The 23,160-nt window shown below is 63.8% G+C and carries 16 protein-coding genes and 1 riboswitch; of the genes, 4 read left to right on the plus strand and 12 right to left on the minus strand.

The window, feature by feature from the left end:
• Positions 1–16: 16 nt before the first annotated feature.
• Positions 17–1,069 carry a DMT family transporter gene (locus J4G38_RS07120; RefSeq protein WP_210513863.1) on the minus strand — a complete coding sequence of 351 codons (1,053 nt, stop codon included), beginning with the start codon at positions 1,067–1,069 and terminating at the stop codon, positions 17–19.
• 139 nt (positions 1,070–1,208) lie between these two features.
• Between J4G38_RS07120 and hemA the strand changes: the two genes are divergently transcribed.
• Positions 1,209–2,480, plus strand: coding sequence for a glutamyl-tRNA reductase (gene hemA / locus J4G38_RS07125; RefSeq protein ID WP_210513862.1), 1,272 nt, complete (start codon positions 1,209–1,211; stop codon positions 2,478–2,480).
• A 182-nt stretch (positions 2,481–2,662) separates the two neighbouring features.
• Here hemA and J4G38_RS07130 read toward each other — a convergent pair whose 3' ends face one another.
• The 3 genes from J4G38_RS07130 to fdhD all read right to left on the minus strand — a co-directional run bounded on the left by J4G38_RS07130 (position 2,663) and on the right by fdhD (position 6,670).
• On the minus strand, positions 2,663–5,212 hold the full coding sequence (locus tag J4G38_RS07130) for an FdhF/YdeP family oxidoreductase (protein WP_210514087.1): 2,550 nt from the start codon (positions 5,210–5,212) through the stop codon (positions 2,663–2,665).
• Positions 5,213–5,321: 109 nt separating this feature from the next.
• Entirely contained in the window at positions 5,322–5,669 is a 348-nt protein-coding gene (locus J4G38_RS07135; RefSeq protein ID WP_210513861.1) for a DUF7009 family protein, read from the minus strand.
• 131 nt (positions 5,670–5,800) lie between these two features.
• A complete protein-coding gene (gene fdhD, locus J4G38_RS07140) occupies positions 5,801–6,670 on the minus strand; it encodes a formate dehydrogenase accessory sulfurtransferase FdhD (protein ID WP_210513860.1) in 870 nt (289 codons plus the stop codon).
• Positions 6,671–6,859: 189 nt separating this feature from the next.
• On the opposite strand from fdhD, the gene J4G38_RS07145 reads away from it, so the two are divergent.
• The 3 genes from J4G38_RS07145 to J4G38_RS07155 all read left to right on the plus strand — a co-directional run bounded on the left by J4G38_RS07145 (position 6,860) and on the right by J4G38_RS07155 (position 13,476).
• On the plus strand, positions 6,860–8,152 hold the full coding sequence (locus J4G38_RS07145; protein WP_210513859.1) for a cation:dicarboxylate symporter family transporter: 1,293 nt from the start codon (positions 6,860–6,862) through the stop codon (positions 8,150–8,152).
• A gap of 117 nt (positions 8,153–8,269) precedes the next feature.
• Entirely contained in the window at positions 8,270–9,448 is a 1,179-nt protein-coding gene (locus tag J4G38_RS07150; protein WP_210513858.1) for a putative sulfate/molybdate transporter, read from the plus strand.
• A 401-nt stretch (positions 9,449–9,849) separates the two neighbouring features.
• On the plus strand, positions 9,850–13,476 hold the full coding sequence (locus J4G38_RS07155) for an FG-GAP-like repeat-containing protein (protein WP_210513857.1): 3,627 nt from the start codon (positions 9,850–9,852) through the stop codon (positions 13,474–13,476).
• 119 nt (positions 13,477–13,595) lie between these two features.
• On the opposite strand, the gene J4G38_RS07160 is transcribed toward J4G38_RS07155, so the two are convergent.
• The 8 genes from J4G38_RS07160 to J4G38_RS07195 all read right to left on the minus strand — a co-directional run bounded on the left by J4G38_RS07160 (position 13,596) and on the right by J4G38_RS07195 (position 23,082).
• Positions 13,596–14,003 carry an acyl-CoA thioesterase gene (locus J4G38_RS07160; protein ID WP_210513856.1) on the minus strand — a complete coding sequence of 136 codons (408 nt, stop codon included), beginning with the start codon at positions 14,001–14,003 and terminating at the stop codon, positions 13,596–13,598.
• 146 nt (positions 14,004–14,149) lie between these two features.
• Positions 14,150–14,375, minus strand: a riboswitch (cobalamin riboswitch).
• Between the two features lie 164 nt (positions 14,376–14,539).
• On the minus strand, positions 14,540–16,111 hold the full coding sequence (locus J4G38_RS07165; RefSeq protein ID WP_226163240.1) for an MDR family MFS transporter: 1,572 nt from the start codon (positions 16,109–16,111) through the stop codon (positions 14,540–14,542).
• A gap of 148 nt (positions 16,112–16,259) precedes the next feature.
• Positions 16,260–17,051 (minus strand): SDR family oxidoreductase, encoded by a 792-nt coding sequence (locus tag J4G38_RS07170; RefSeq protein WP_210513855.1) that lies wholly within the window; start codon positions 17,049–17,051, stop codon positions 16,260–16,262.
• A gap of 4 nt (positions 17,052–17,055) precedes the next feature.
• A complete protein-coding gene (locus J4G38_RS07175; RefSeq protein ID WP_210513854.1) occupies positions 17,056–17,433 on the minus strand; it encodes a cupin domain-containing protein in 378 nt (125 codons plus the stop codon).
• A 36-nt stretch (positions 17,434–17,469) separates the two neighbouring features.
• Complete coding sequence (locus J4G38_RS07180; RefSeq protein ID WP_210513853.1) at positions 17,470–18,804, minus strand: family 1 glycosylhydrolase; 1,335 nt, start codon at positions 18,802–18,804, stop codon at positions 17,470–17,472.
• A gap of 156 nt (positions 18,805–18,960) precedes the next feature.
• The gene (locus J4G38_RS07185; protein WP_210513852.1) at positions 18,961–20,637 is read right to left on the minus strand and encodes a GMC family oxidoreductase; all 1,677 of its coding nucleotides are present in this window, start codon (positions 20,635–20,637) and stop codon (positions 18,961–18,963) included.
• A gap of 125 nt (positions 20,638–20,762) precedes the next feature.
• Positions 20,763–21,359, minus strand: coding sequence for a gluconate 2-dehydrogenase subunit 3 family protein (locus tag J4G38_RS07190; protein WP_210513851.1), 597 nt, complete (start codon positions 21,357–21,359; stop codon positions 20,763–20,765).
• A 199-nt stretch (positions 21,360–21,558) separates the two neighbouring features.
• Entirely contained in the window at positions 21,559–23,082 is a 1,524-nt protein-coding gene (locus J4G38_RS07195; protein WP_210513850.1) for a M20/M25/M40 family metallo-hydrolase, read from the minus strand.
• Positions 23,083–23,160: the final 78 nt, after the last annotated feature.

Genomic DNA, 23,160 nt, shown 5'->3' on the forward strand with positions numbered 1-23,160 from the left:
CATAAAGCCAAAGGCGTCATCTCGCCCGGTGAATAATCAGCACGCCCGCCAGAATAATCACCATGCCCGCGAAGTGCCACAGGTTGAACGCCTCCCCATCCAACGCACCCCAGGCCAGGGCCACGATGGGAATCAAATAAGTGCTGGACGACGCAAATAGCGCCGTGGACTGCTGAATGAGCCGATTGAACAGCACCATGGCCACGGCCGTGCTCATGGTGGCCAGCAGCGCGATGTAGCCAAACGCCACCCAGGCCCCCGGCACCGTGGCCAGTTTGTGCATAAAATCAGTACCCAGCAGCAGATATACCAGCGCCGGGCCGCCGATGAGCATCAGCAGCACGGCCGTTACGGCCACCGGGGTCATGCCGCCCAGCTTGTGCTTGATAACGTTCACACTCAAGCCGTAGCCGATGGTGGCGGCCAGAATGTAGAGGCCGTACCAGGCATTGCCGATGCCGGCGGGCGTCGCGTCGCCACCACTGCCGCCGAGCAGCAGCATCACCACCGTGCCCGCCAGGCCCAGGGAAATTCCCAGCACCCGCAGGCTCGTCAGACGCTGCCCAAATAGCAAGGCGCCCATCAACAACGTGAAAACCACCGTGAGGGCATTGAGCACACCGGCCAGCCCCGAGGCCAGCTTCGTTTCGGCGTAGGCAAACAGAAAGGCCGGAATCAGTGTACCCACCACGCCGCTCAGGGCCAGCCACTTGAAGCGGCTGCGCTCGACGCGGCCCACGTGGCGCAGGGCAAACGGCAGCAGCAGCAGCGCGGCCACGCTCACGCGGGTGGCGCCCAGCTCCATGGCCGAAAACACGACCAGTCCCTTCTTCATCAGAATAAACGACGTGCCCCAGATTGACGCCAGAATGAGCAGTAGCGCCCACGCCACCGGCGAGGTGACGGTGGGCGCAGTCACGGCAATGGCCTCGGCGGCTTCCAGGGAGGCAGTTTCGTCGGTAGCGCCCAGCAGGGCCGTTTTATCGGCTGATTTGGGCCCGTCCGAAGCAACCCCGGCGGGCACCGGCACGAGTGGAGAACCAGGAGCGGGTGGGATTTTGGTGAGCATGGCGCAAAGGTACGAGGCCTCCGCACGGCGGACTTCCGGATTATTGCGCAGTTGCCCGAACCGGAGACTTGCGTCGGCTGTTTCATACTTGCCGATTCCTGCCGTAATTTTGTCGTCCGGTTTCGTGCCGATTTAGTCTATGTCGCATCCGTTCAAGGCCGTTAGCCTCTCGTTTAAGAAAGCCCCGCTTGCCATCCGCGAGCTGCTCTCGCTGGACGAAGCAGCCTGCCGCCGTTTCCTGCACACGCTGCACAATGAGCTGGGCCTCACCGACCTGCTCGTGCTCAGTACCTGCAACCGCACCGAGGTGTACTACGCCGCCGAGGACGACCGCAGCCGCGAAATCATCCTCGCGCTGGGCGATTTGAAGGACCGCGCCGACATCGGCCAGTTCCTGCCCTACTTCGACCTGCTGCCCGACGCCGACGCGGCCGTGCAGCACCTCTTCGAAGTAGCCATGGGCCTTGATGCTCAGGTAGTCGGCGACCTGCAAATCAGCAACCAGGTGAAAACCGCCTACCAGTGGGCCGCCGATGCCGACGCCGCCGGCCCCTTCCTGCACCGCTTGTTGCACACTGTTTTCTTCACCAACAAGCGCGTCCAGACCGAAACCAGCTTCCGCGACGGGGCCGCTTCCATCAGCTACGCCGCCCTGGAATTGGTAGAAGAGTTGACCGCCGACGTGGCCAACCCGCGCGTGTTGGTGGTGGGCCTGGGGGAAATCGGGGCCGATGTCTGCCGCCACCTCTCCGCCAGCAAAGCCTTCGGCGAAGTGGTGCTTTGCAACCGCACCCGCGCCAAAGCCGAAGCCCTGGCCGAAGAATGCGGCATGCGCATCGTGAATTTTGAAGACCTGGTGCCCGCGCTGAAAGAGGCCGACGTCATCATCTCCTCCATCAACCGCGCCGAGCCGTTCTTCACCCGTGAGCTGGCCGAAAACCTCGACGTCCTCAGCTTCAAGTTCCTGATTGACCTGAGCGTACCCCGCAGCATTGCCGCCGATGTGGAGCAGGTACCCGGCGTGCTGGTGTACAACATCGACGCCATCCAGAGCAAGGCCTCGGCCGCCCTCGAAGTGCGACTGGCCGCCGTGCCGCAGGTGCGCGCCATCATCAGTGAAAGCATCGCCGGACTCAATGACTGGGCCAAGGAAATGATGGTGTCGCCCCTCATCCAGAAGATGAAGGCCAACCTCGAAACCCTGCGCCGGGAAGAGCTGGACCGCTACCAGAAAAAAGCCACCCCCGCCGAAAGCAAGCTCCTCGACGAAGCCACCCGCTCGCTGATGCAGAAGATTCTGAAGCAGCACGTCCTGCACCTGAAATCAGCCTGCAAGCGCGATGAAGCCGATAAGCTGGTGGCCATGCTGGGCGAGATGTTTGACTTGGAAAAGACGGGGGAGACGGCGTAACCGTTCCACCTCACCCCCGGCTCCTCTCCCGCGGAGAGGGGAGCCTGACAGCGCTGCGGGTTGTTCCGAATAATAATATCAAAAAAAGCCCCGGCTCATTTCGTAAGTCGGGGCTTGTTGTTAGCAGTCGTCAGGCTGCCCTCTCCGCGGGAGAGGGGCCGCCCCACAGGGGTCTCGTGAGGTTACGCCATCATCGCCTCGCGCTCCTTGATGCGCACATCGTTGTTCACGGCCGTGGGCACCACCGTCACCACCACGTATTTTGAGGTGGGCGTGTTGCTCACTTTGGCCACGCTGCCGATGGGCACCAGCGGGTTAGCCTCCGGAAAGTAGGCGCAGACGTTGCCTTTCGGGATGTCGTAGGGCACGGCCACGAACTTCTCCACGCGCCGCTCCTCGTCCTGGAAGTGGCTGGTGATGTCGATGAGGTCTTTGGCTTTGATGCTGCGGGCGGCCATGTCGGCCGGGTTCATGAACAGCACGCGGCGCTCGCCGTGGATGCCCCGGTACCGGTCGTTGTACTCGTAAATGGTGGTGTTGAACTGGTCGTGCGAGCGCACCGTCATCAGGATAAGTTGGTCGGGGGCCACTTCGGGCCGCTCCAGCGTGGTTTTGGTGAAGTGGGCCTTGCCATCGGGCGTGGTGAACTTGCGCTCGCGCGGGCCATTGGGCAGGTAGAAGCCGCCCGGCTGCCGAAGCTTCTCGTTGAACTTCTCGAAACCCGGAATGACGCGGGAAATATGGTCGCGGATGACGTCGTAATTCTCCGTCATGGCCACCCAGTCGGCGATGTTGGTTTTTTCGCCCAGCGTGGCAATGGCCATGCCGCTGATGATGGCGATTTCGCTCATCATCTCGCCCGCCAGCGGCACCAGGATGCCTTTGTTCTGGCTCACCACGCCCATGGAGTTTTCGCAGCTGGTCATCTGATGGCCAGACTTCTGCATGTCGATATCGACGTGCGCAAAGCAGGGCAGCAGCAGGCTGGTTTCGCCCGTGGTGAGGTGGCCGCGGTTGAGCTTGGTGCCCACGAAAACGGTCAGCTTCTGCTTGCGCATGGCTTCGGCGATGAGCTCGGTATCGGGGCCGGCGGCCAGCAGGTTGCCGCCCAGGCCGAAGTACACCTTGGTCATGCCCAGGTGCATGGCCTTGATGGCTTCCACCACATCGAACCCGTCTTTGGTGGGCGGGGTGAAGTTGAATTCCTTTTGCAGCCCGTCCATGAAGGATTTCGGCATGCGCTCCCACACGCCCATCGTGCGGTCGCCCTGCACGTTGGAGTGGCCGCGCACCGGGCAGGTGCCCGCGCCGGGCTTGCCGATGGCGCCCTTCATGAGGTGCAGATTCACGATTTCCTGAATCGTCTGCACGCCCTGGCGCTGCTGCGTCACGCCCATGGCCCAGCAGGTAATAATCTTCTGCTTGTGGGCAATGAGGTTGGCCGCTTCGAGCAATTGGGCCCGGCTGATGCCGCTTACTTCCTCAATTTCCTCCCAGCCGGTGCTGCGGATATTCTGCTCAAACTCGGGGAAACCAACCGTGAATTCGTCGATGAACCTGCGGTCCACCACCTGGCCGGGGTTCATATCCTCGGCTTCAAACAAGTGCTTCATGATGCCGCGCAGCAGGGCCATGTCGCCGTCCACTTTCACTTGCAGGAACACGTCCGTGATTTGCGTGCCGTCGCCCAGCAGGGCGCCCAGCGCCTTGAGCGGGTTCATGAAATCCTGCGGGTTGCGGAAGTGGTTGAGGCCGGCTTCAATGAGCGGGTTTACGGCAATGATTTTGGCCCCGTTGCGCTTGGCAATCTGTAGGGCCGAGAGCATGCGCGGGTGGTTGGTGCCGGGGTTCTGGCCGATGATGAGGATGACCTCGGCCTCGTGCAAGTCGTTGAGCGTCACCGAACCTTTGCCCAGGCCCAGCGTAGGACTGAGGGCCGAACCGCTGCTCTCGTGGCACATATTGGAGCAGTCGGGCAGGTTATTGGTGCCGAACTGGCGGGCGAAGAGCTGGAACAGGAAGGCCGGCTCGTTCGGCACTTTGCCGGAGGTGTAAAACACGGCTTCGTTCGGCGATTCACAGGCGTTCAGCTCTTTGGCGATGATGTCGAAGACATCGGGCCAGGCGATGGGCGAGTAGTGGTTGTCGCCGGGGCGCTTCACCAGGGGGTGCGTGAGGCGGCCGGCGTTGTTCTGGTCGCGGTCGGTCATGCGCGAGAGCTCGGCCAGGCTGTGATTGGCGAAAAACTCGGGACCGGCGGCCTTGTCGTCGGCATCGGAAGCAGTGGCTTTGGCGCCGTTCTCGCAGAATTCGGCCACCGAGCGGTGCTCGTCCGGGTCGGGCCAGGCGCAGCTGGAGCAGTCGAACCCGTTTTTCTGGTTGAGGCCCAGCAGGGCCTTGGTGCCGCGCCCCACGCCGCCCTCCGTCCAGCTGAACTGCATGGATTTGATGACGGCCGTGACACCGGCCGCAATCTTCTCGCGGGCTTCCAGCTTGAGGCCGGTGAGGGCTTCGGGCGGCTGGGCCAGGATTGGGTAGCGGTACTTGGCCGTGGCCACATCGGGAGCGGGAATGTGGGTGTGGATGTGGGTATCCTGCGGCTCAGTGCGGTAATGGTCGGGCGCGGGGGCCCTGCCCTGGTCGGGCCGCTCGCCGCTTTTGGGGGCGTTTTCAGCTTTCTGCTCCTGAGCCTTGCCGGCTTTACCGGGGTCTGTTTTAGGGGATTCTTCCATCATTTGAGTTAAAAGTTAAAAGCTATGAGTTAAAAGTTGCCGAAAATATTGAGAGCTTATCGGCTGTAACCAGCCCTTTTTTAACTCCCAACTTTTAACTTTTAACTTCCTAATGGCGGCAGTCCAGGTCCTTCTCAACCAGAATACGGAGGTGCTGATTTTCAGCCAATGGCAGCGCATGCGAAAAACCATTCTGGTCGGTTTCGAGCCAAGCCCGGGCCAGGGCAAACGGCACCAGCACAGTGAGCGCGCCCGGCTCGTAGTGCACCTGCACGGGTTCTTCGTTGGGGAGGGTCTGGGCGGGCTCCGAGCCGCGCTCCAGGGCGTAGGTCAGGCGTTGCGCGGGGCCGAGGCCGAAGTGCACCGCGCCCTCCACGCGCCCTGTTGAGGCAAATTCGTCCAGCTCGCCCTGGGAGAGGCGCAGGCGCAGGGTGTCGTCTTCAATCCGGAGTTTCATTTCATTTAAGAATTAACATGTAACATGTAGTACCCCGTCGGCATGGCCTTGGCGCTGGCGCTGGTATTACGGGCGGCCCAGGTGGTTTGTTGATTCTTGATTTTCAATTGTTAACTGTTCATTGATAAATGTTAAAGGACCAGCCGCCAGCCGTGGCTGTAGATGTTGAACCGTTCGTTGCGCACGAAACCCAGCACCGTCATCCCGAAGCTTTCGGCTGCCTGCACGGCTAAGCTACTGGGGGCACCCACGGCCGCCAGAATCCCAATGCCGGCCGCCGCCGCTTTCTGCACCAGCTCGAAGCTGGCCCGGCCGCTCACCAGCAATACGTGCTGGTGCAGGGGCAGCCACCCGGCCAGTAGCGCGGCGCCAATTACCTTGTCCAGCGCGTTGTGGCGGCCCACGTCTTCGCGCAGCAGCAGCAGCTCGCCTTCCGGCGAAAACAGCGCCGAGGCGTGCTGCCCGCCCGTTTGCTCGAAGCCAGCCTGGGCGGCGCGCAGCTTCTCGGGCAGCTGGTGCACCACGGCGTAGTGCAGGTGCGGGCCCTCGGTGGGCAACACCGGGCAGGAGGCAGTACGCACGGCATCGATGCTGGTTTTGCCGCACACGCCGCAGCTGGAGCTGGTGTAAAAATGCCGCTCCATGGCCGCGAAATTGACTTTTACGTGGGCGGCCAGCTCGGCGCGGACTACGTTGCCGGCTTCTTCGGCCTTCTGCACATCGGGGCAGGGAATGATGCCGAGCAGGTCGGCCTTGGCCTGGATGATGCCTTCGGTGAGCAGGAAGCCGGCGGCCAGTTCCTCGTCATTGCCGGGCGTGCGCATGGTCACGGACAGGGTGCGGTGCCGGCGCTGGCCATCGGTTTCGTAGCCGATGCGGATTTCCAGCGGTTCCTCGGCGGCCAGCTGGTCGGAGGCGGGCACGGGCGGGCCGGAGCCGCTCACCTTTTGGATGGTGACGAATTCGTAGCTGGCGGCGGGCAGGAGGATGGCGGGTTGCATGGGTGGGCAGACTGAATTTGGGCCAACGAACGACAGCATATAAGCGCGAAAGCATGGCGTGGGTTTACGGTTGGAACGCGCCATGGCGCGTTCGGGCGTTGTATGATTCCGGCTGCCACTTATTTGCCCCGTACGTTTGGATTGTACTCGTTCACCGATTGAACGCGCCGTGGCGCGTTCCTACCGCCTATGAAACTTCGCAAAATCACCCGCAACCTCACGCTTTGGGTGCTGCTGGCCATTGTGGCCGGGGCGCTGCTGGGCCACTTCCGGCCGGCTACGGCCGTGCAGATGGAGCCGCTGGGCAAGCGGTTTATCGACGTGGTGAAGCTGTTCATCAACCCCATTATCTTCCTTACCATCACGCTTGGCATCAGCACAATGGGGGATTTGAAGAAGGTGGGGCGCATTGGGGGCAAGGCGCTGCTGTACTTTGAAATTGTGACTACGCTGGCCCTGCTCATTGGCGTAGGCGCGGCAGCGCTGGTGCGGCCGGGGGCGGGAGTGGCCACGGGCAAGCTCAATGCTGAGAAGGTGGGCGAGTTCACGAAGCGGGCCACGGAGTTTTCGTGGGGGCACTTCCTGGCCGATAATCTTACGCTGCAAGTCCTCCTCATAGCCATCCTGCTGGGCATTGTGCTCAGCAAATACGCCGGCCGCAAGCCCATCATTCACTTCCTGAAAGAGGCTTCGAAATACGTATTCCGGGGGCTGCACCTGGTGATGCTGCTGGCGCCCATCGGCGCGTTTGGGGGCATGGCTTTTACCATTGGCAAGTACGGCATTGCCACGCTGCTGCCGCTGGGCAAGCTTATGGTGACGGTGTATCTGACCATGGGGGTGTTCGTTTTTCTGGTGCTGGGAGCCATTCTGCGCTACTGCGGCATTGGCATGTGGTCGTTTCTCACCTACATCAAGGCCGAGCTGCTGATTGTACTGGGCACTTCTTCTTCCGAAGCCGGCCTGCCGGGCCTGATGGAAAAGCTGGAGGCCATGGGCTGCGCGCAGCCGGTGGTGGGGCTGGTGGTGCCCACGGGCTACTCCTTCAACCTCGACGGCACCACCATCTACCTCTCGCTTTCGACGCTGTTTCTGGCCCAGGTATTCCACGTTGATTTATCAGGAGCCCAGATTCTGACCATGATGGGCATTCTGATGGTGACCTCGAAAGGCGCGGCCGGGGTGGCGGGCAGCGGCTTCGTGGTGCTGGCCAGCACGCTCACGGCCATGAAGGCGATTCCGGTGGAGGGCCTGGCCCTGCTGCTGGGCGTGGACCGGTTTATGTCGGAAGCGCGCAGCATCACCAACTTCATCGGCAACGGGGTGGCAACTGTTTTCCTGGCGCATAATGAAGGCGAGCTGGACCACGAAATGGCCGTCGAAGCCCTGGGCAAGCGCCTGCAACCCTTGCGCCTGCGCCGCCGCCGGGGCCTCACCAGCGGCGAATACCTGGGCGAAGTGGCCGAAGAAGCCGCCCCGTAGGAACGCGCCACGGCGCGTTCAGTCGTTGTAAAAACCCGTTAAACCAGCGTCGAACAACCGGCCGCACCAAACCGTTGAACGACCAAATGCGCCGTGGCGCGTTCCTACATTGCCTCAATGCAGCCTCCTACGCTCCCGCCGCCCGCTCCCGCCCGCCCGCCCATCCGCTTCGACCGCAACGAGCTGGCCGGCGCGTTTGGCGACCTCGGCACCGACTTGCCGCTGCTCATCGGCGTCATCGCCGCGTCGGGCATCGACAGCGCTTCGGTGCTGATTCTGTTCGGGCTGATGCAGGTTTTCACCGGGCTGTGGTACCGCATGCCCATGCCCGTACAGCCGCTCAAGGCCTTCGCGGCGCTGGTTATTGCCCAGAAAATCCCGGGTCGGGTCATTTTTGGCGGGGGGCTGGCCATTGGCATCAGCATGTTTTTTCTGTCGGTAACCGGGCTGATTGATGGGCTGGCGCGGCTGGTGCCCAAGGCCGTGGTGCGCGGCATTCAGTTTGGGCTGGCGCTGCAGCTGGCTACTTTGGCGCTCACGAAATACGTGGGTTCCGATGGCGCGGCCGGCTATGCGCTGGCGGCGGCGGCCTTTGTGGTGACGGTGGGGCTGTTTGGCAACCGGCGCTGGCCGGCAGCGCTCATTGTCATTGCGCTGGGCGTGGCGTATGCGCTGGTTTTCAAGCTCGATTTCGCGGCGGCGCAAAAGGCGGTGGGCCTGCACCTGCCCACCTGGCACCTGCCCCAGTCGGCCGATATCCTCACCGGCGCCCTGCTGCTGGCGCTGCCCCAGATTCCGCTGTCGCTTGGCAATTCCATTCTGGCCACCAGGCAGGTGGCGCAGGATTTATTCCCGGAGCGGGAGCCCCTCACGATTAAGAAAATCAGCTTCACCTACGCCCTGATGAACCTCGCGAACCCGTTTTTCGGCGGCTTTCCGGTGTGCCACGGCTCGGGCGGCATGGTGGGGCACTATGCGTTTGGGGCGCGCACGGGCGGCTCAGTGGTCATTTACGGCAGCATTTTCCTGGTGATGGGCCTGTTTTTCAGCCAGGGCTTTGCCGACGTGGTGCAGATTTTTCCGCTGCCGGTGCTGGGGGTTTTGCTGTTGTTCGAGGCCCTGTCGCTGGCCACGCTGCTGCGCGACATCAGCGGCCAGCGCTCCGATTTGCTGGTGGCGCTGCTGGTGGGCCTGCTCTGCGCCGGGCTGCCGTATGGCTACCTGGTGGGCCTCATCGTGGGCACCGGCGTGTACTATGCCATGCAGCGCGGCTGGGTGGGCCTGGGAAAACATTAGCCGGGGCGATTTAGGGCGCAAACCCGGCGTTACCAACGCTGGTGATGCTGCCTTTGGCGCCAAACCCTCTTCCCATAGTTTGGGAAGCTGCCTTTGGCGTCAAAAGTACCTCCCCCATTTCCGGGGCGCGTTGGTCCCACTCCCTCGCGGTCCGGCCACGCAGCCGGCGATAACCGTTGCACCGGAGCGGCATAATTTGATAACGCCCGGCCAGGCATAGTTTATCGATTCCCAGAACCAATTGCACCTACATTAGCCGTGGAATTACTTCGCTATTTTCTTGAATCGATGATTATTCATCGTAATTCGCACCCGCATCCAGCCCAGGCCTTGCCTGCTCGACCTGGATTGTTGCGCTAACTTATTTCCTTTCATCACTTTTCACATTTTTCAATCTGCTTATGACTTTACTTCGACTCTCTCATTTGGGTTCTTCTGCCGCGCCGCGCTGGGCCGGCGGCCTCACGGTAGCGCTCCTGGCGGGACTAGCTGCGCCCGCGGGGGCCCAAACGGCGGGCCGCATCGGCGATATGAACATGGCACCGGCCGGTGTGGCGCAAGCGGCGAACCAGGTGGCGGCCCCGCCAATTCCAATGGCGGTACCGGCGCCTACCGTGCGGCGCGACATCCTTTCCGGGCCCACCGTTACGGCCCTGGCGCCCACCCGCAACCTGCGCAACACCCCGCGCCCGGGCAACGTCGCCGCCACGTTTTCGGAAGCCCTGGCCAACACCGCCGCCACCCAGGGGGCCCTGAAAGTATACAGCGCGCAGCGCGGCGGCAAAGTAGCCGGCACGGCCGTTGTAAGCGGCAGCACCCTCACGTTCGACCCGAGCACCGACTTCCAGGCGGGCGAAACCGTTTCGGCCACCATTACCACGGGCGTGCAAGGGGCGAGCGGCAACCTGGCCCAGCCGCAGGTGTTTCAGTTTATCGCGGCCGTGGGCGGGGGCAGCGCCAACCTGTCGACTCCGGCGGCTACTTCGGAGGTTACCACCGGTGCCCAATCTTTCAACCTGGCCAGCGGCGACGTGGACGGCGACGGCGACCTCGACCTGCTGGTGCCTGCTACGGGGGGCAACAGTGTCAGCATTCGGTTGAACAACGGCCTGAACAGCACCAATTTCGTGGCTCCGGCCACCAACTCCCAGGTGAGCGTGGTTAATACGCCCCGCACCGTGGTGCTGGGCGATATCGACGGCGACGGCGACCTGGATATGGTGGCGACCTCAAACTTTGGTGGCAACAGCGTCAGCGTGCGGGTAAACAACGGCAGCGGCGTATTCTCGGCCCCGGCCTCCACCCCCGAAGTAACCGTGGGGAACTGGCCCCTGACCGCCGCCCTGGGCGACGTGGACGGCGACGGCGACCTCGACCTGCTGGTTGGCAACAACAACGATAACACGGTCAGCGTCCGCATCAACAGCGGGCTGAACAGCGGTGCTTTCGTCACGCCGGCTACCGGCGCAACGGTCAGTATTGCGGCTTTTCCCCTCGGCATGGCCATCGGTGACGTGGATGGCGACGGCGACCTGGATTTTTTCACCGCCTCCTACGGGGGCGGGACCGGCAACACGGTCAGCCTGCGGCTCAACAACGGCAACGGAGTATTTTCCGCGCCCGCCGTCGGGGCCGAAATCACCGTGGGCATCGCCCCCGTGCAGGTAGCCGTGGGCGACGTGGACGCGGATGGCGACCTGGATATGGTGACCTGCAACTACTACTCCAACACCATCAGCGTACGCCTCAACAACGGCAGCGGCACCTTTCTGACGCCCGCGGCCAATGCGGAAGTAGGCGTGGGGACTAACCCCGAGCACGTGGCGCTCGCCGACGTGAACGGCGACGGCTATCTGGACTTGCTCTCGGCCGACCAAAACTCCAACGGCGTGAGCATCCGGCTCAACAATGGCAGTGGCGTGTTTGCCGCGCCGGCTACTAACGCGCAGGTTTCCGTCGGGTCTCAGCCGTCGGGACTGGCCGTGGGCGACCTCGACGGCGACGGCGACATGGACTTTGCAACCGGCAACTATGGCTCCGCCAACACCAGCATCCGGCTGAACCAGGGCTCGCCCGACCTGGTCGTGTCCACGCCCCAGAACGTGAGCGGCACGTACAATAACGTGACCGTGACCAGCACCGGCGTGGCTACCCTGACGGGGCTGCTAACAGTAGCCACCACCCTGACCGTGCAACCGGGCGGCACGCTGAACACGGCCTGCCAGGCCCTCACCGGTCCGGGCACCTTCACCTTGCAGGGCGGCGCCACGCTGGGCATCTGCGACCCGGCCGGTATCAGCACCTCCGGCGCCACGGGAGCCGTGCAGCTCATGGGTGCCCGGTCCTTCAGCCCCGACGCCAGCTATACCTACAACGGCACGGCCGCCCAGGTGACGGGCTCCGGCCTGCCGCCGCAGGTGCGCAACCTCACCACCACCAATGCCAATAGCGTCACGCTTAGCGCCCCGGTCAACATCGCGCAGGTGGTGACGGTGGGCGGCGCGGGGGCCCTGGCCCTGAATGTTCAGCGGCTCGTGCTGCTGTCCAGCGCGGCCGGCACGGCCCTGCTCGTCAACAGCGGCACGGGCGTCGTAACCGGCAGCACGGGCGTGCAGCAGCGCTACATCGACGGCAGCGGCAACCCGGCCGGCATCGGCTACCGCCAGTTTGCTTCGCCCACAGCGGGCAGCACCGTGGCCGACCTGACCACCCCGGGCTTCGCGCCCAGCGTGAACAGCGGCTACAATACCTCGCTCGCGCCCCTGGCCTTCACGCCTTTCCCAAACGTATTCAGCTACGACGAAAGCCGCCTGGCGAACGCGGCCACGGGCATTGCCGTCTTCGACAAAGGCTGGCAGTCGCCGGGGAGCACCGCCGACCCCATGCCCTTTGGCAAGGGCTTCACCGTGAATATTGCCAACTCGGCCGTGGTTGATTTCGAGGGGCAATTCGGCCAGGGCAACGGCACGATTACCGGCATTGTTCGCTCGAATCCCATTCCGGCCGCCGGCCCCACCGACCAAACCGGCTGGAACCTGATTGGCAACCCCTACCCTTCGCCCCTGGATTGGGGCACGGTGAGCTCGGCCAGCCGCCCCAACGTGGAAGGCGCCGTCTACGTGTTCCAGAGCACCAGCCAATACGGCGGCGTGTACCATTCCTTCGTGAATGGCGTGGGCGCGGGCACCGGGCTCATTGCCGCCGGCCAGGCCTTCTTCGTGCGGGCCAGCACCGCCGGCACGGCCGGCAGCATTGCCCTCACCAACGCCAACCGCCAGACGACCTTCGCCGGCCAGCCGGTGTTCCAGCGCTCCACCAGCACCAATCCCCAGGTGCAGCTCACGCTGAGCAACGCCGCCGCCACCCTCACCGACCAGGTGTACGTGTATGCCACCACCGGCGCCACGGCCGCTTTTGATGGCAATTTCGATGCCCACAAGCTGCCCAACACCACGGGCCTGAACGTGGCCGCCCTGGCCAGCAACAGCGAAGCCCTCTCGGTGCAGGGCCTGGCCCCGCTCTCAACCGCCGACGTGGTGGTGCCGCTGCGGGTGGATGTGCCCGCCGCGGGCACGTACTCGTTGCAGGCCGCGCAGCTGGTGAACATTCCCACCGGCACCACTGCGTACCTGCGCGATGCCCAAACCGGCGCGGCCATTGACCTGGCCCAGCAGCCGAGCTACTCCTTCAGCATCGGGATGGCCGGCTCCGGCACCCGCTTCTCGCTGCTGCTCACGCAGGGCCGCGCATTGGCCGTGGCGTCGGCGGCCCTGGCCCGGCAGATTGGGGTGTACCCCAACCCGGCCCACGCCGCCGTGGCCATCGAATTGCCGGCCGTGCTGCGCCAGCAAGCCACCACCGTCACGCTGCTGAACCCGCTGGGCCAGCGGCTACGCACCTTCACGCTGCCCGCAACCGGCAGCGCCGAAGCCCGCACCCTGCCCCTGGCCGGCCTGGCTCCCGGAATGTATCTGGTGAGCCTGGCCACGGCCCAGGGCGTGGTGGTGAAGCAGCTGGTGATTGAGTAAAGCTTTTCCGAACCGTGCTTCCGGCACGGCTAACGCCGGAAGCACGGTTCGGAAACAAATTAGTGGCGTGAGCAATAAAAAAGGGCCTTTGGCAATTGCCGAAGGCCCTTTTTTATTGCTCACGCCACCACTTCGGGGCCGGCGGCGATAATGCGCACGGGCTGCTTGTGCTCATCGACAGCCACGAAGGTGAACAGGCCCGTGACGGCTTTGTGGCGGTCTTCGGAATACATCTGCTCCACGAATAGCTCCACGCGGACCTTCAGGCTGGTATTGCCGACGTGCTCGATGTTGGCCACCAGCTCCACCAGCGAGCCGCCGGGAATGGGGTGCGTGAAATCGACCCGCTCGGAGGAAACCGTCACCATTTTCAGGCGCGAGAAACGCGTGGCCGCGATGAAGGCCACCTCGTCCATGAGCAGCAGCGTGGTGCCGCCGAAGAGGGTATCGTAGTGGTTGGTGGTGTTGGGGAATACGGCTTTGAAGATGCGCGTTTCGGCACGGGCAATGCGGTCGGCAAGAAGCATGAGCAGCAGGAATAGAGGTAAAAAAAGGTCTCCGCTTGCGTTCAAGCCCTTGTTTTGCCTAAGCCAGCCACCGGCCGCATGCCGCCCCGGCCGCGCCCAGGGCGCAGCGGCACGGCACCGCCGATGCCAGCCCCAGGCGCGAGGGCAGCATCACTCCGCGGCCGGCAGGTCTCCTGACTTGTTTCGGGCCGACCCCGCCCTTCTCGGCCCGTTTTGAGGGGGCCAATGGGCTTCAAGTAGGGGCTGCCGGCTCCGGCCGTATCAGGCCGGGAAACTCACAGTAGCGCGTCTGTTCGGGAGTTGCACCCGATTCCCTTTTAATTCCCGTCAGGGCCGAGGCCCCGGCCGAAAACCGTCCGCTGATTGAAGGAAATCAAACCGAGAACCAACGGAGCGAAGGTACGGGTAGTTGAACGGGATTGGTAGACCGTCATGCTGAGCGCAGTCGAAGCATCTCTACCGCGCAAGCAATTAGTTACTCTCGCGGTAGAGATGCTTCGACTGCGCTCAGCACGATGTGCTTTTTCTCCTTCACCCTACTCCGCCCCAACCGGTGGCCCTTCGTTGCTCTTGCGCAGGGGCAGCTCGGGGATAAACAGCGTCAGGATAAACCCGCCCACTACCAGGAAGATGTTGAAAAAATAGACCCGCGAAATGGCTTTGGAAAACGCGGCCCGCACCACCGGATTCGGGCCAGTAGTGGCGGCAGCCGAGGCCAGCGTCGGCCCCTCGGCCACTACGGTTTGCTGCGCGGCGGGCCAGCCGGCCGGGGCGGGCAGGTTCCGGGCCAGCGTGAGGGTGAGCACCGTGCCCAGCGCCGAGGCCGCGATGGCGCCCCCAATCTGCCGGGAAAACTGGCTGGCCGACGTGGCCTGACCCATGAGCTGCGGCTCGGTGGCATTTTGCACGGCCAGGGTGTAGAGCGGCATGGTGGGGCCCAGGCCCAGCCCGCACATGGCCAGGTAGATGAGCACCTGGTGGTATTGTGCCGTGGGCGGCATGGTGGCCAGCAGCGACAGCCCGATGAGCAGCAGCATAATACCGCTCAGCATCCAGCGCTTGTAGTGGCCGAAGCGCGACACCATCTGGCCGGCCAGCATGGAGCCCGTGACCACGCCCAGCGACATGGGAATGAGGCTAATGCCGGCGCGGGTGGCCGACTCGCCCAGCACGTTCACCATGAACAGCGGCTCGAAAATGATGACGCCCAGAAACGCCCCGCCCATGAGAAACAGCGCCCCGTTCGCCGCCCGGAACACCGGGTTTTTGAACAGGCTGAAGTTGAGAATCGGGTTCTCGTGGCGCAGGCTGCGCACCACGAATAGGCCCAGCGCCGCCACCGCCGTACCCAGCAGCCCCAGCGTGAGCGGAGCCGTCCAGGCATACACGGCTTTGTTGAGCTGCAAGGCCACCACCAGCGGCCCCAGGCCCGTTATCAACAACACGGCCGACACGAAATCGAACGGCTTGGGCGCCGTGCGCGGGCGCAGCGGCGGCATTTGGGTGATGATGAACCAGAGCGCGATGAGGCCCAGCGGCAGGTTCACGTAGAACACCAGCCGCCAGCCCGCCACGCCCGGAATCAGGCCCGTGCCCTTATCCGTCAGAAACCCGCCCAGCAGCGGCCCCAGCACCGACGACGTGCCGAACACCGCCCCCGTAAACCCCTGGTAGCGCCCGCGTTCGGCCGGCGCAAACAGGTCGGCAATGATGATGAAGGCCATGGCAAACAGCCCCGCGCCGCCCAGCCCCTGAATGGCCCGGAAGATGACCAGCTGGTTCATGCCATCGCCCAGCACCGGCAGCGAGCCAAACTCGCCCGCCAGCCCGCACAGCATCGAGCCGACCAGAAAAATACTCACGGCCGTGACCTCAATGGTGCGCCGCGAGTACATATCCGACAGTTTCCCATAAATGGGCACCAGCGCCGTGCTGGCCACCAGATACGCCGTGGCCACCCACGTAAACCGGTCAAGCCCGTGCAAATCGGCCACGATGCGCGGCAGCGCGGTGGACACGATGGTTTGGTCGAGCGAGCCCAGGAACATGGCCAGCAGAATGCCCGCGAATGTGAGCATCTTCTGGCGGTGGGTGAGGGTTGAGGTCAAGGGGAAAGGGAATTGAATGGAGAGAACGCGGGGCAGTGGGAACGCGCCACGGCGCGTTCAATCGTCGCACGATTTACATTCAGACACGACTATGGCCAACGACCGGACGTCAGAACGCGCCAACGACCGAACGCGCCATGGCGCGTTCCTACAGCAGCCCGCGAATCCAGCCGCCATCTACGGGGATGGACGTGCCGGTGATGTAGCTGGCCCGCTCCGAGCACAGGAACGCCGCCAGCGCGGCAAACTCGCGGGGCTCGCCCAGCCGGCGCATCGGAATCTGAGCTTCCCAGCGGGCCGTGGCTTCTTCGGCCGAGATGCCTTCTTTCGCCGCCGTGGCATCGGCCAGGCCCACCACCCGCTCGGTGCGCGTGTAGCCGGGCAGAATGTTGTTGACGGTGATGCCCTGCGCGGCTACTTCCGTGGCCAGCGTGCGGGCCATGCCCGTCACGGCGGCGCGCAGGCTGTTGGAGAGCATCAGGTTTTCAACGGGCTGCTTTACGGAAATGGACGTGATGTTCAGAATCCGGCCCCAGCCCTGCGCCTTCATGCCGGGCAGCACGACGCGGGTCAGCTCCACCACGCTGGTGAGGAGCAGGCTGGTGGCAGCCTGCCACATTTCCGGCGTCAGCATATCGAAGGTGCCGGCGGGCGGGCCGCCGGCATTGGTCACCAGAATGTCGATGCGGCCGAAGCGGGCCTGCGCGGCCTGCACCAGGCGGGCCACGTCGGCGGGGTCGGCCACGTTGGCAGCCAAGCCGAGGACAGGCACGCCGTACGCGGTTGCGATGGCGGCGCAGGTTTCCTGGAGGGCCTCATTGCCGCGGGCGCAGAGGATGAGGGAGGCTCCTTCGGCGGCCAGCTCTTCGGCCACGGCGCGGCCCAGGCCCTTGCTGGCGGCGGTCACCAGGGCTATTTTTCCTGTCAGTCCGAGGTCCATGGGGCTATTTCTGGCGCAGGTAGTCGTCCGATTTATCGAGCCAGTCCTGACGCGGCGGGCTGAAAATATCCACGTCCAGCGTGTCCTCCACGGCCTCGGCCTTGTGCCAGACGTTGGACGGAATGTGCAGCACCTCGCCCACGCCCACCACAATCGGCTCGGCGTCCTCCGAGCCAATCCAGAAGCGCAGCGCCCCTTCCAGAATATAGGTAATCTGCTCGTTGTCGTGCTGATGCAGCGGCACGATGCAGCCTTTTTTGAGGTAGACGTGGGCCAGCATCATCTTATCGCCGGTGATGAGACGGCGCGAAAGCTGGTCGGTCACCTGCTCTTTGGGCATGTCGTCCCAGGTGTATTTGGTGACGGTTTGGGGGGATTCCATGGGGGTTGAAATGAGGTTTTTTCGCAGTCGGTAGCCTTATACCTCCACTTTCAGTGTGGCGGGAGCTTTGGTTACTTCAAACAGCTCACCGTGGGGCACGATGGTAATCTGGCCGTATTCCTGGAGCAGCATCTTGTAGGCGTCGGCCACGGGGCGGGGCTTGCGGTCGAGGTCGAAAAGGCCGCAGGGGTTCACGGTGCCCACTTTGCGCTCCAGGCCCTTGTCCCAGTCGAGCTGGTCGATGAGCGAATACCAGGTGAAGCCCAGCACGGGCACGCCTTCCTTGCGCATCCGCAGGATGTTGACCCACTGCTTCCAGAGCCAGAGCGGGGCCTCGTTGGCTTCGAGCACGTTGGTTTCGGTGTGCATCACCGGTTTTTTGTAGCGCTGGTAGTAGTCGTGGGTGATGTTGTACCAGCCCAGCACGTCCATGCTGGTTTGAATGGAGCCGTCGGGCAGCATAATTTTCTCGTTGCGGCCGTAGTAGTCATTGCCCATCACCTGGTAGCCGGGCGGCTCACCGGCCATGAACCAGTCGTACTCGCGCCGGGTCAGGCCGTTGTCGTAGAGGTAGTTCAGCACGTCACCCTCGGGGTGGTAGCCATACAGCAAGTCGAGCGAGGCGAAGCGCAGCTTGTTCTGCATCTGCACCTCGTAGGTGTGCTCGGCCCGCAGCTCGTGGGTGAATTCGGCCGACTCGCTTTGCACGATGATGCAGTCGGGCCGGTGCTTGGCAATCTTCTGCGTGCCCATGATGCTGGCGGCCACCGTGTGCTTCAGCGCCGTCACAAAGGCCTTGTCCGACCTCAGCTGCTCGTTCCAGATGCCGTCTTTGGCGCTCATCTTGGCCGTCACGTAAATCTCGTTCACCGGCGTGTAAAAGCGCACCCACGGGTAGCGCTTGGCCACTTCTTCGCAGTAGGCCGCAAAGTGCACCGGCAGCTCGGGGTTTTGGAAATTGCCGATGAAGTCGGGCACGCCGAAGTGCATCAAATCCAGAATGGGCGTGATTTCCAGGCGCTGCATCTCGGCCATGGCCAGGTCCGCAAATTCCCAGTCGTATTTGGTGGGGCTGAGCTGGATTTTGTAGTACGGCAGGCCGTAGCGCAGCACTTTCAGGCCCATTTCCTTCACCAGGCCCAGGTCTTCTTTGTAGCGGTTGTAGTGGTCGCACTCGGCCAGCAGGTCGCGGCGGGTTTTGCCGTTGTCGATGGTCGGGTAGCTGCACTCGATGCCGGTGGCGAACATGAAATTATTGGGCAAGCCCGTGGGCAAGCCGTTACCGTTGTGGCCGGTGGCGCCGCCAAACTGGTCGCCCTCGTAATTGCCGTCGCCAAAATGCTCGTTGATTTCTGTGAGGAAAGACTTCATGTTGTTTATTTTTGGAATTCAAAACGTCATGCCGAGCGCAGCCGAGGCATCTCGCACGTGGTAGTGACGCAATCGTTAGCCGGGCTAACCTTCGGTTCAACGATGCGAGCGAGATGTCTCGGCTGCGCTCGGCATGACGTTCTTTTATGTATCCCTCTACTTCAGGCTCTCCAGAAACTTATCGGCCGTGCGCAGGCTCAGGGCCATGATGGTCAGGGCCGGGTTCACGCTGAGCGCGCTCGGGAAAGTCGAGTTATCCGAGATGTAGAGGTTGGGCACGTCGAAGGCGCGGCCGTTGGCATCCACCACCGCGTCGTCGCCGCTTTTGCCCATGCGCGCCGTGCCGATGACGTGGGCGTAGCGTTGAAACGCCCAGATGTCGGTGGCCCCGGCGGCTTCCCAAATGGCGCGCATCGTCTTTTCGGCGTGCGCGTTCATGCGCTGCTCGTTTTCCTGGGCCGTGAAGTGCAGGCGGGGTTTGGGCAGGCCACGGGCGTCTTTTTCCTCCGCCAATTCCATAAAGTTGTCGGCGTGGGGCAGGCAGTCGCCCAAAATATTGATGCCGGCAATGTGGTTGTACTGGCGCATATAGTCGCGCAGGGGCTGACCCCAGAGCTTGCGGCCCCGCGCCACCTGCCCGGCAAACGTCACGGGCATCACGCCGATGCTTTGCAGCAGGTAGCCCCCGATGAAATCGGCATCCTTCGGCCGGTGGGTATCCTGCGAAATCAGGCCGCCGGGAATGCCTTTATTGGGCCGCACCATGTCTTCAAATGTGCCCCAGACCTGCACGCCGGGGTGCGCCATCAGGTTGCGGCCCACCTGGCCGCTGGTCAGGGCCAGCTCGTTGAGCAGCAGCAGGCGCGGCGTTTCCACCGAGCCGCCGCAGAGGAACAGGTGGCGGCAGCACTGGCGCTTCTGCTCGCCGTTCTGGATGTACACCACGCCCGTCACGTAACCCCGCGCGTCGCGCTCAATCTCGGTCACGAAGCTGTTGGGCCGAATGTTGGCCCCGTGCTGCACCGCCAGCGGAATGAACGTGACGTCCATGCTGGCCTTGGCCCCATTGGAGCAGCCGGCCTGGCAAAAACCACGGTTGGTGCACGCCTCGCGCCAACCAATTCCTTCCTGATAATAGCGCGCCGAAAGCGCCGCATTGGCCGCCGGCGAAGTCCGGATGCCGAGCTTCTCCGCGCCGCGCACCATGAGCTGGGCGGCGCTGTTGAGCGGCAGCGGAGGCAGGGCGTAGCCCTTGCGCCGCGCCGGCCCCCACGGGTACGGCGTGGGCCCCGAAATGCCCAGGAACTGTTCTACTTCTTCGTAATACGGCTCCAGCTCCTCGTAGCTCACCGGCCAGTCCTCGCCCTGCCCAAAGTCGCGCTTTACGTGCAGGTCATCGGGCAGCGGGCGGGGCGTGTAGGCGGTGTAGTGCAGCGTGGAGCCGCCCACGCCGGTGCCGGAGTTGTTCTTGCCCATGGCCAGCGGGTCACTGCCCGCGGCCAGCCGCTCGTCGTTCCAGAACAGGAAATCCTGGGCTTTTTCGTCGGTGGCAAAATCCTGCTCCGGGTTGTGCCAGGGCCCGGCTTCCAGGGCCACCACTTTCAGGCCGGCCATGGCCAGGCGGGCCAGCAGAGGGGCGCCGCCTGCCCCCAGGCCGATAACGACGCAATCGACCTCATCAGCCTCGGCCGGAATGGCCTGGGGCTGCTCGGCCGGAATATCAAGCGGTGCCGGAGCGGGCTCATCGGCGAGCAGGGCGCGCAGCAGCGGGTCCTGTATTTCGGGCTGAACGGGGCTGAGGACGCCTTCTTCGAGGACTTCTTCGTCGGGCATTAGATGATGTGCTGATTTTTTGAGGTGATAATGTGCTGATTTTGACCGCCCATTTGGCGGGGGATGAGATGAGAAGTGCTGCTCTTGAATCTATCGGCACATGGTCACCTCAAAAAATCAGCACATCAGGAGACTTCCCGGTCGTCTTTTTCGTTCAGGCCGATTTTCGTCCAGCTTGGCAGGTCGGCCATCCCCACGTAGCCGATTTCTTCCTGGGCCAGCGGGTGGGCGTAGTAGGTTTCGGTAAGTTCGGCCAGCAATTCCTCGAAAAAGCGGCCAGCGGCCAGCGTTTCCCAGGCGGGGCCGGGGGGATGGCCGTCGGCCAGGGCTTGCAGCACGGCGTCCTGCTGGCCGGGATTCAAGGCCATAAAATCAGCCTGAAACAGCGCCTGCGCAATTTCCTGAATGCCACCGAGGCCCAGGCGGTAGGCTTCGCGGTCGGGCGGCAGGGCGTCGTAGCGCCAGCCATCGGCGCGGCCTTCGGTGAGGCGCTGGTCCACGGCCGGGGCCAGCGGAATGGGCTGCGTCGGCCGGTCGGGCTGGGGAAAGAGGCGGGCCGCCACGGCTTCGAGCAAGGCGTAGGTGTCGGGGGCCAGGAACTGCGGCACGTAGGCTGCGGGCGCATCGAGGCGGCTTTGCACGGCGGCGCGGGTGGCCTCGGACACGTGCTCAGTGCCCAAAAGGACGCGTACGGTGCCGCTCGGGTAAACGGGGACTGGCATAGAAAAGGACTTTGACTGAAGCTGGGGCAATACCGCCGAGGACGACTCAGCTAACAACTCCTTACGAGCAAAAGCTTCCCGAAGACTAAAGGCTTTTGCAAAGAATTTAAAGGATGGCGCGTGGCGACAGGCCACCGAAAGCCCGTCAGGCTGAGCATGCTCAGCCTGACGGGCACTCAACGAACTACTCTTCCAGCGGCTACTTCAGCAGCATAATCGCGGCCATGGTTTCGATGCCGGCCCAGAGGTTGCCGAGGCGGATGTTTTCGTTTTCGGCGTGCTGGTTGTTGTCGTAATTGGCCACCGGCACCGTGATGGTGTGCGCCTGCAGCTCCTGCTCGAACACGTACAGCGGCAGGCTGCCGCCCATGGTGGGCAGCACCACCACGGGGTCGGCCACGGTGGTTTGCACGGCCGCCACCACTTGCCGGGCCATGGGCAAGTCGAGGCGCGTGCGCTGGGCATTGTAGCCGGGTTCGGATTGCACGCGGGCCAGCAGCGGGTACCGGGCGCGCTCGGCATCGGTGGGCTCGGCCGTGACGACGTGGTAGCCCTGCTGTTCGATGTGGCGAATGACTTTCTGCACCTGGCGCCGGGCGTCGTTGCCGGGCACGAGGCGCAGGTCGAGCACGGCCGCCGCCGTGGTGGGAATGACGTTGGCCGCCTGCGCGCCCACGTTGGCACTCTGCATGCCGTTGATGTTGAGCGAGGGCTGATTCAGCAGCTCCACCAGGGACTGCCCGCGGCCGTAGGGCCGCGCAAAACCCAGCTCCTGCCGGATGGTTTCGTCGAGGTTGGGCACCTGGGCGAGGGCGGTTTTTTCGGCCGGGCTCAGCGGCGTCACGTCGTCGTAGAAACCGGGTACGCGCACCCGGCCGGTGCTGTCTTCCATGGAGGCCAGGAGGCGGGCCAGCGCCAGGGCGGGATTGGGGGCCCAGTTGCCGTAGTGCCCGCTGTGCAGCGGCCGGCGCGGGCCGTACACGGTCAGGGACATATTCACGTCGCCCCGCGCCCCAAACACCACCTGCTTGCGGCCCGACTGGTGCACCGGCCCGTCGCAAATCACCCACAAATCGGACGCCAGGCGGGCCTTGTGCCGCGCCAGGATTTCGGCCAGGTGCGGCGAGCCCCGCTCCTCTTCGCCTTCAAAGAAGAACTTGATGTTGACCCTGGGCTTGAGCTTGCACGCCACCAGGGCCTGGTAGCCGCTGAGAATGGCCATCACCCCGGCCTTGTCGTCCGACGCGCTACGGGCGTAGAGGCGCCAGTCGGGGTTCAGGGGCGGGCCGGCCGCCGACGCGGTGGCCAGCTGCCCGCCCCGGTCGAGCGGCCCCGTGGCCAGCACCGGCCGGAACGGGCTGAGCTCCGCGCGCCACTGCGCCGGGTTCACGGGCTGGCCGTCGTAGTGAGCGTAGAAAATGACGGTGCGGGTGGCGCCCGGCGTGCGCACTTCGCCAAACACCACCGGCGGCACGCCCGGCGTGGCCGCCGCCAGCAGCTGCGTGCCGATGCCGCGCCGCCGCATCATATCCTGCACAAACAGGGCGGTGCGGCGCAGGTTGTCCGTGTCGGCGGCCACGTTTGGAATGGCCACCAGCTGCTCGAACTCGGCCAGCAGCTGGGGCTCCTGCGCTTGCCGGAACTGCCGGACTTTCTGCACCGGGCCGGGGGCCGGCACCGCGCCCAGCAGCGCCACCAAGGCCAGCAGAAGTAGCTTTTTCATGGGAACAAGGTAAGGAATGGCGCGGCCGGAAGCTGACACAAAAAGAGCCTACTGCAACTGCAATGGGCTCTTTTGGGC

It is taken from the genome of Hymenobacter terricola (genome assembly GCF_017921975.2).
Taxonomy (GTDB): domain Bacteria; phylum Bacteroidota; class Bacteroidia; order Cytophagales; family Hymenobacteraceae; genus Hymenobacter; species Hymenobacter terricola.

What these genes read in the sequence shown, in the direction of transcription:
- J4G38_RS07150 (WP_210513858.1), top strand. Translation starts at nt 8,270, where the DNA reads ATGCAGCCTCCTACGCTCCCGCCGCCCGCTCCCGCCCGCCCGCCCATC.
- J4G38_RS07145 (WP_210513859.1), top strand. Translation starts at nt 6,860, where the DNA reads ATGAAACTTCGCAAAATCACCCGCAACCTCACGCTTTGGGTGCTGCTG.
- fdhD (WP_210513860.1), bottom strand. Translation starts at nt 6,670, where the DNA reads ATGCAACCCGCCATCCTCCTGCCCGCCGCCAGCTACGAATTCGTCACC.
- J4G38_RS07135 (WP_210513861.1), bottom strand. Translation starts at nt 5,669, where the DNA reads ATGAAACTCCGGATTGAAGACGACACCCTGCGCCTGCGCCTCTCCCAG.
- J4G38_RS07170 (WP_210513855.1), bottom strand. Translation starts at nt 17,051, where the DNA reads ATGGACCTCGGACTGACAGGAAAAATAGCCCTGGTGACCGCCGCCAGC.
- J4G38_RS07185 (WP_210513852.1), bottom strand. Translation starts at nt 20,637, where the DNA reads ATGCCCGACGAAGAAGTCCTCGAAGAAGGCGTCCTCAGCCCCGTTCAG.
- J4G38_RS07155 (WP_210513857.1), top strand. Translation starts at nt 9,850, where the DNA reads ATGACTTTACTTCGACTCTCTCATTTGGGTTCTTCTGCCGCGCCGCGC.
- J4G38_RS07130 (WP_210514087.1), bottom strand. Translation starts at nt 5,212, where the DNA reads ATGGAAGAATCCCCTAAAACAGACCCCGGTAAAGCCGGCAAGGCTCAG.
- J4G38_RS07190 (WP_210513851.1), bottom strand. Translation starts at nt 21,359, where the DNA reads ATGCCAGTCCCCGTTTACCCGAGCGGCACCGTACGCGTCCTTTTGGGC.
- hemA (WP_210513862.1), top strand. Translation starts at nt 1,209, where the DNA reads ATGTCGCATCCGTTCAAGGCCGTTAGCCTCTCGTTTAAGAAAGCCCCG.
- J4G38_RS07160 (WP_210513856.1), bottom strand. Translation starts at nt 14,003, where the DNA reads ATGCTTCTTGCCGACCGCATTGCCCGTGCCGAAACGCGCATCTTCAAA.
- J4G38_RS07175 (WP_210513854.1), bottom strand. Translation starts at nt 17,433, where the DNA reads ATGGAATCCCCCCAAACCGTCACCAAATACACCTGGGACGACATGCCC.
- J4G38_RS07180 (WP_210513853.1), bottom strand. Translation starts at nt 18,804, where the DNA reads ATGAAGTCTTTCCTCACAGAAATCAACGAGCATTTTGGCGACGGCAAT.
- J4G38_RS07195 (WP_210513850.1), bottom strand. Translation starts at nt 23,082, where the DNA reads ATGAAAAAGCTACTTCTGCTGGCCTTGGTGGCGCTGCTGGGCGCGGTG.
- J4G38_RS07120 (WP_210513863.1), bottom strand. Translation starts at nt 1,069, where the DNA reads ATGCTCACCAAAATCCCACCCGCTCCTGGTTCTCCACTCGTGCCGGTG.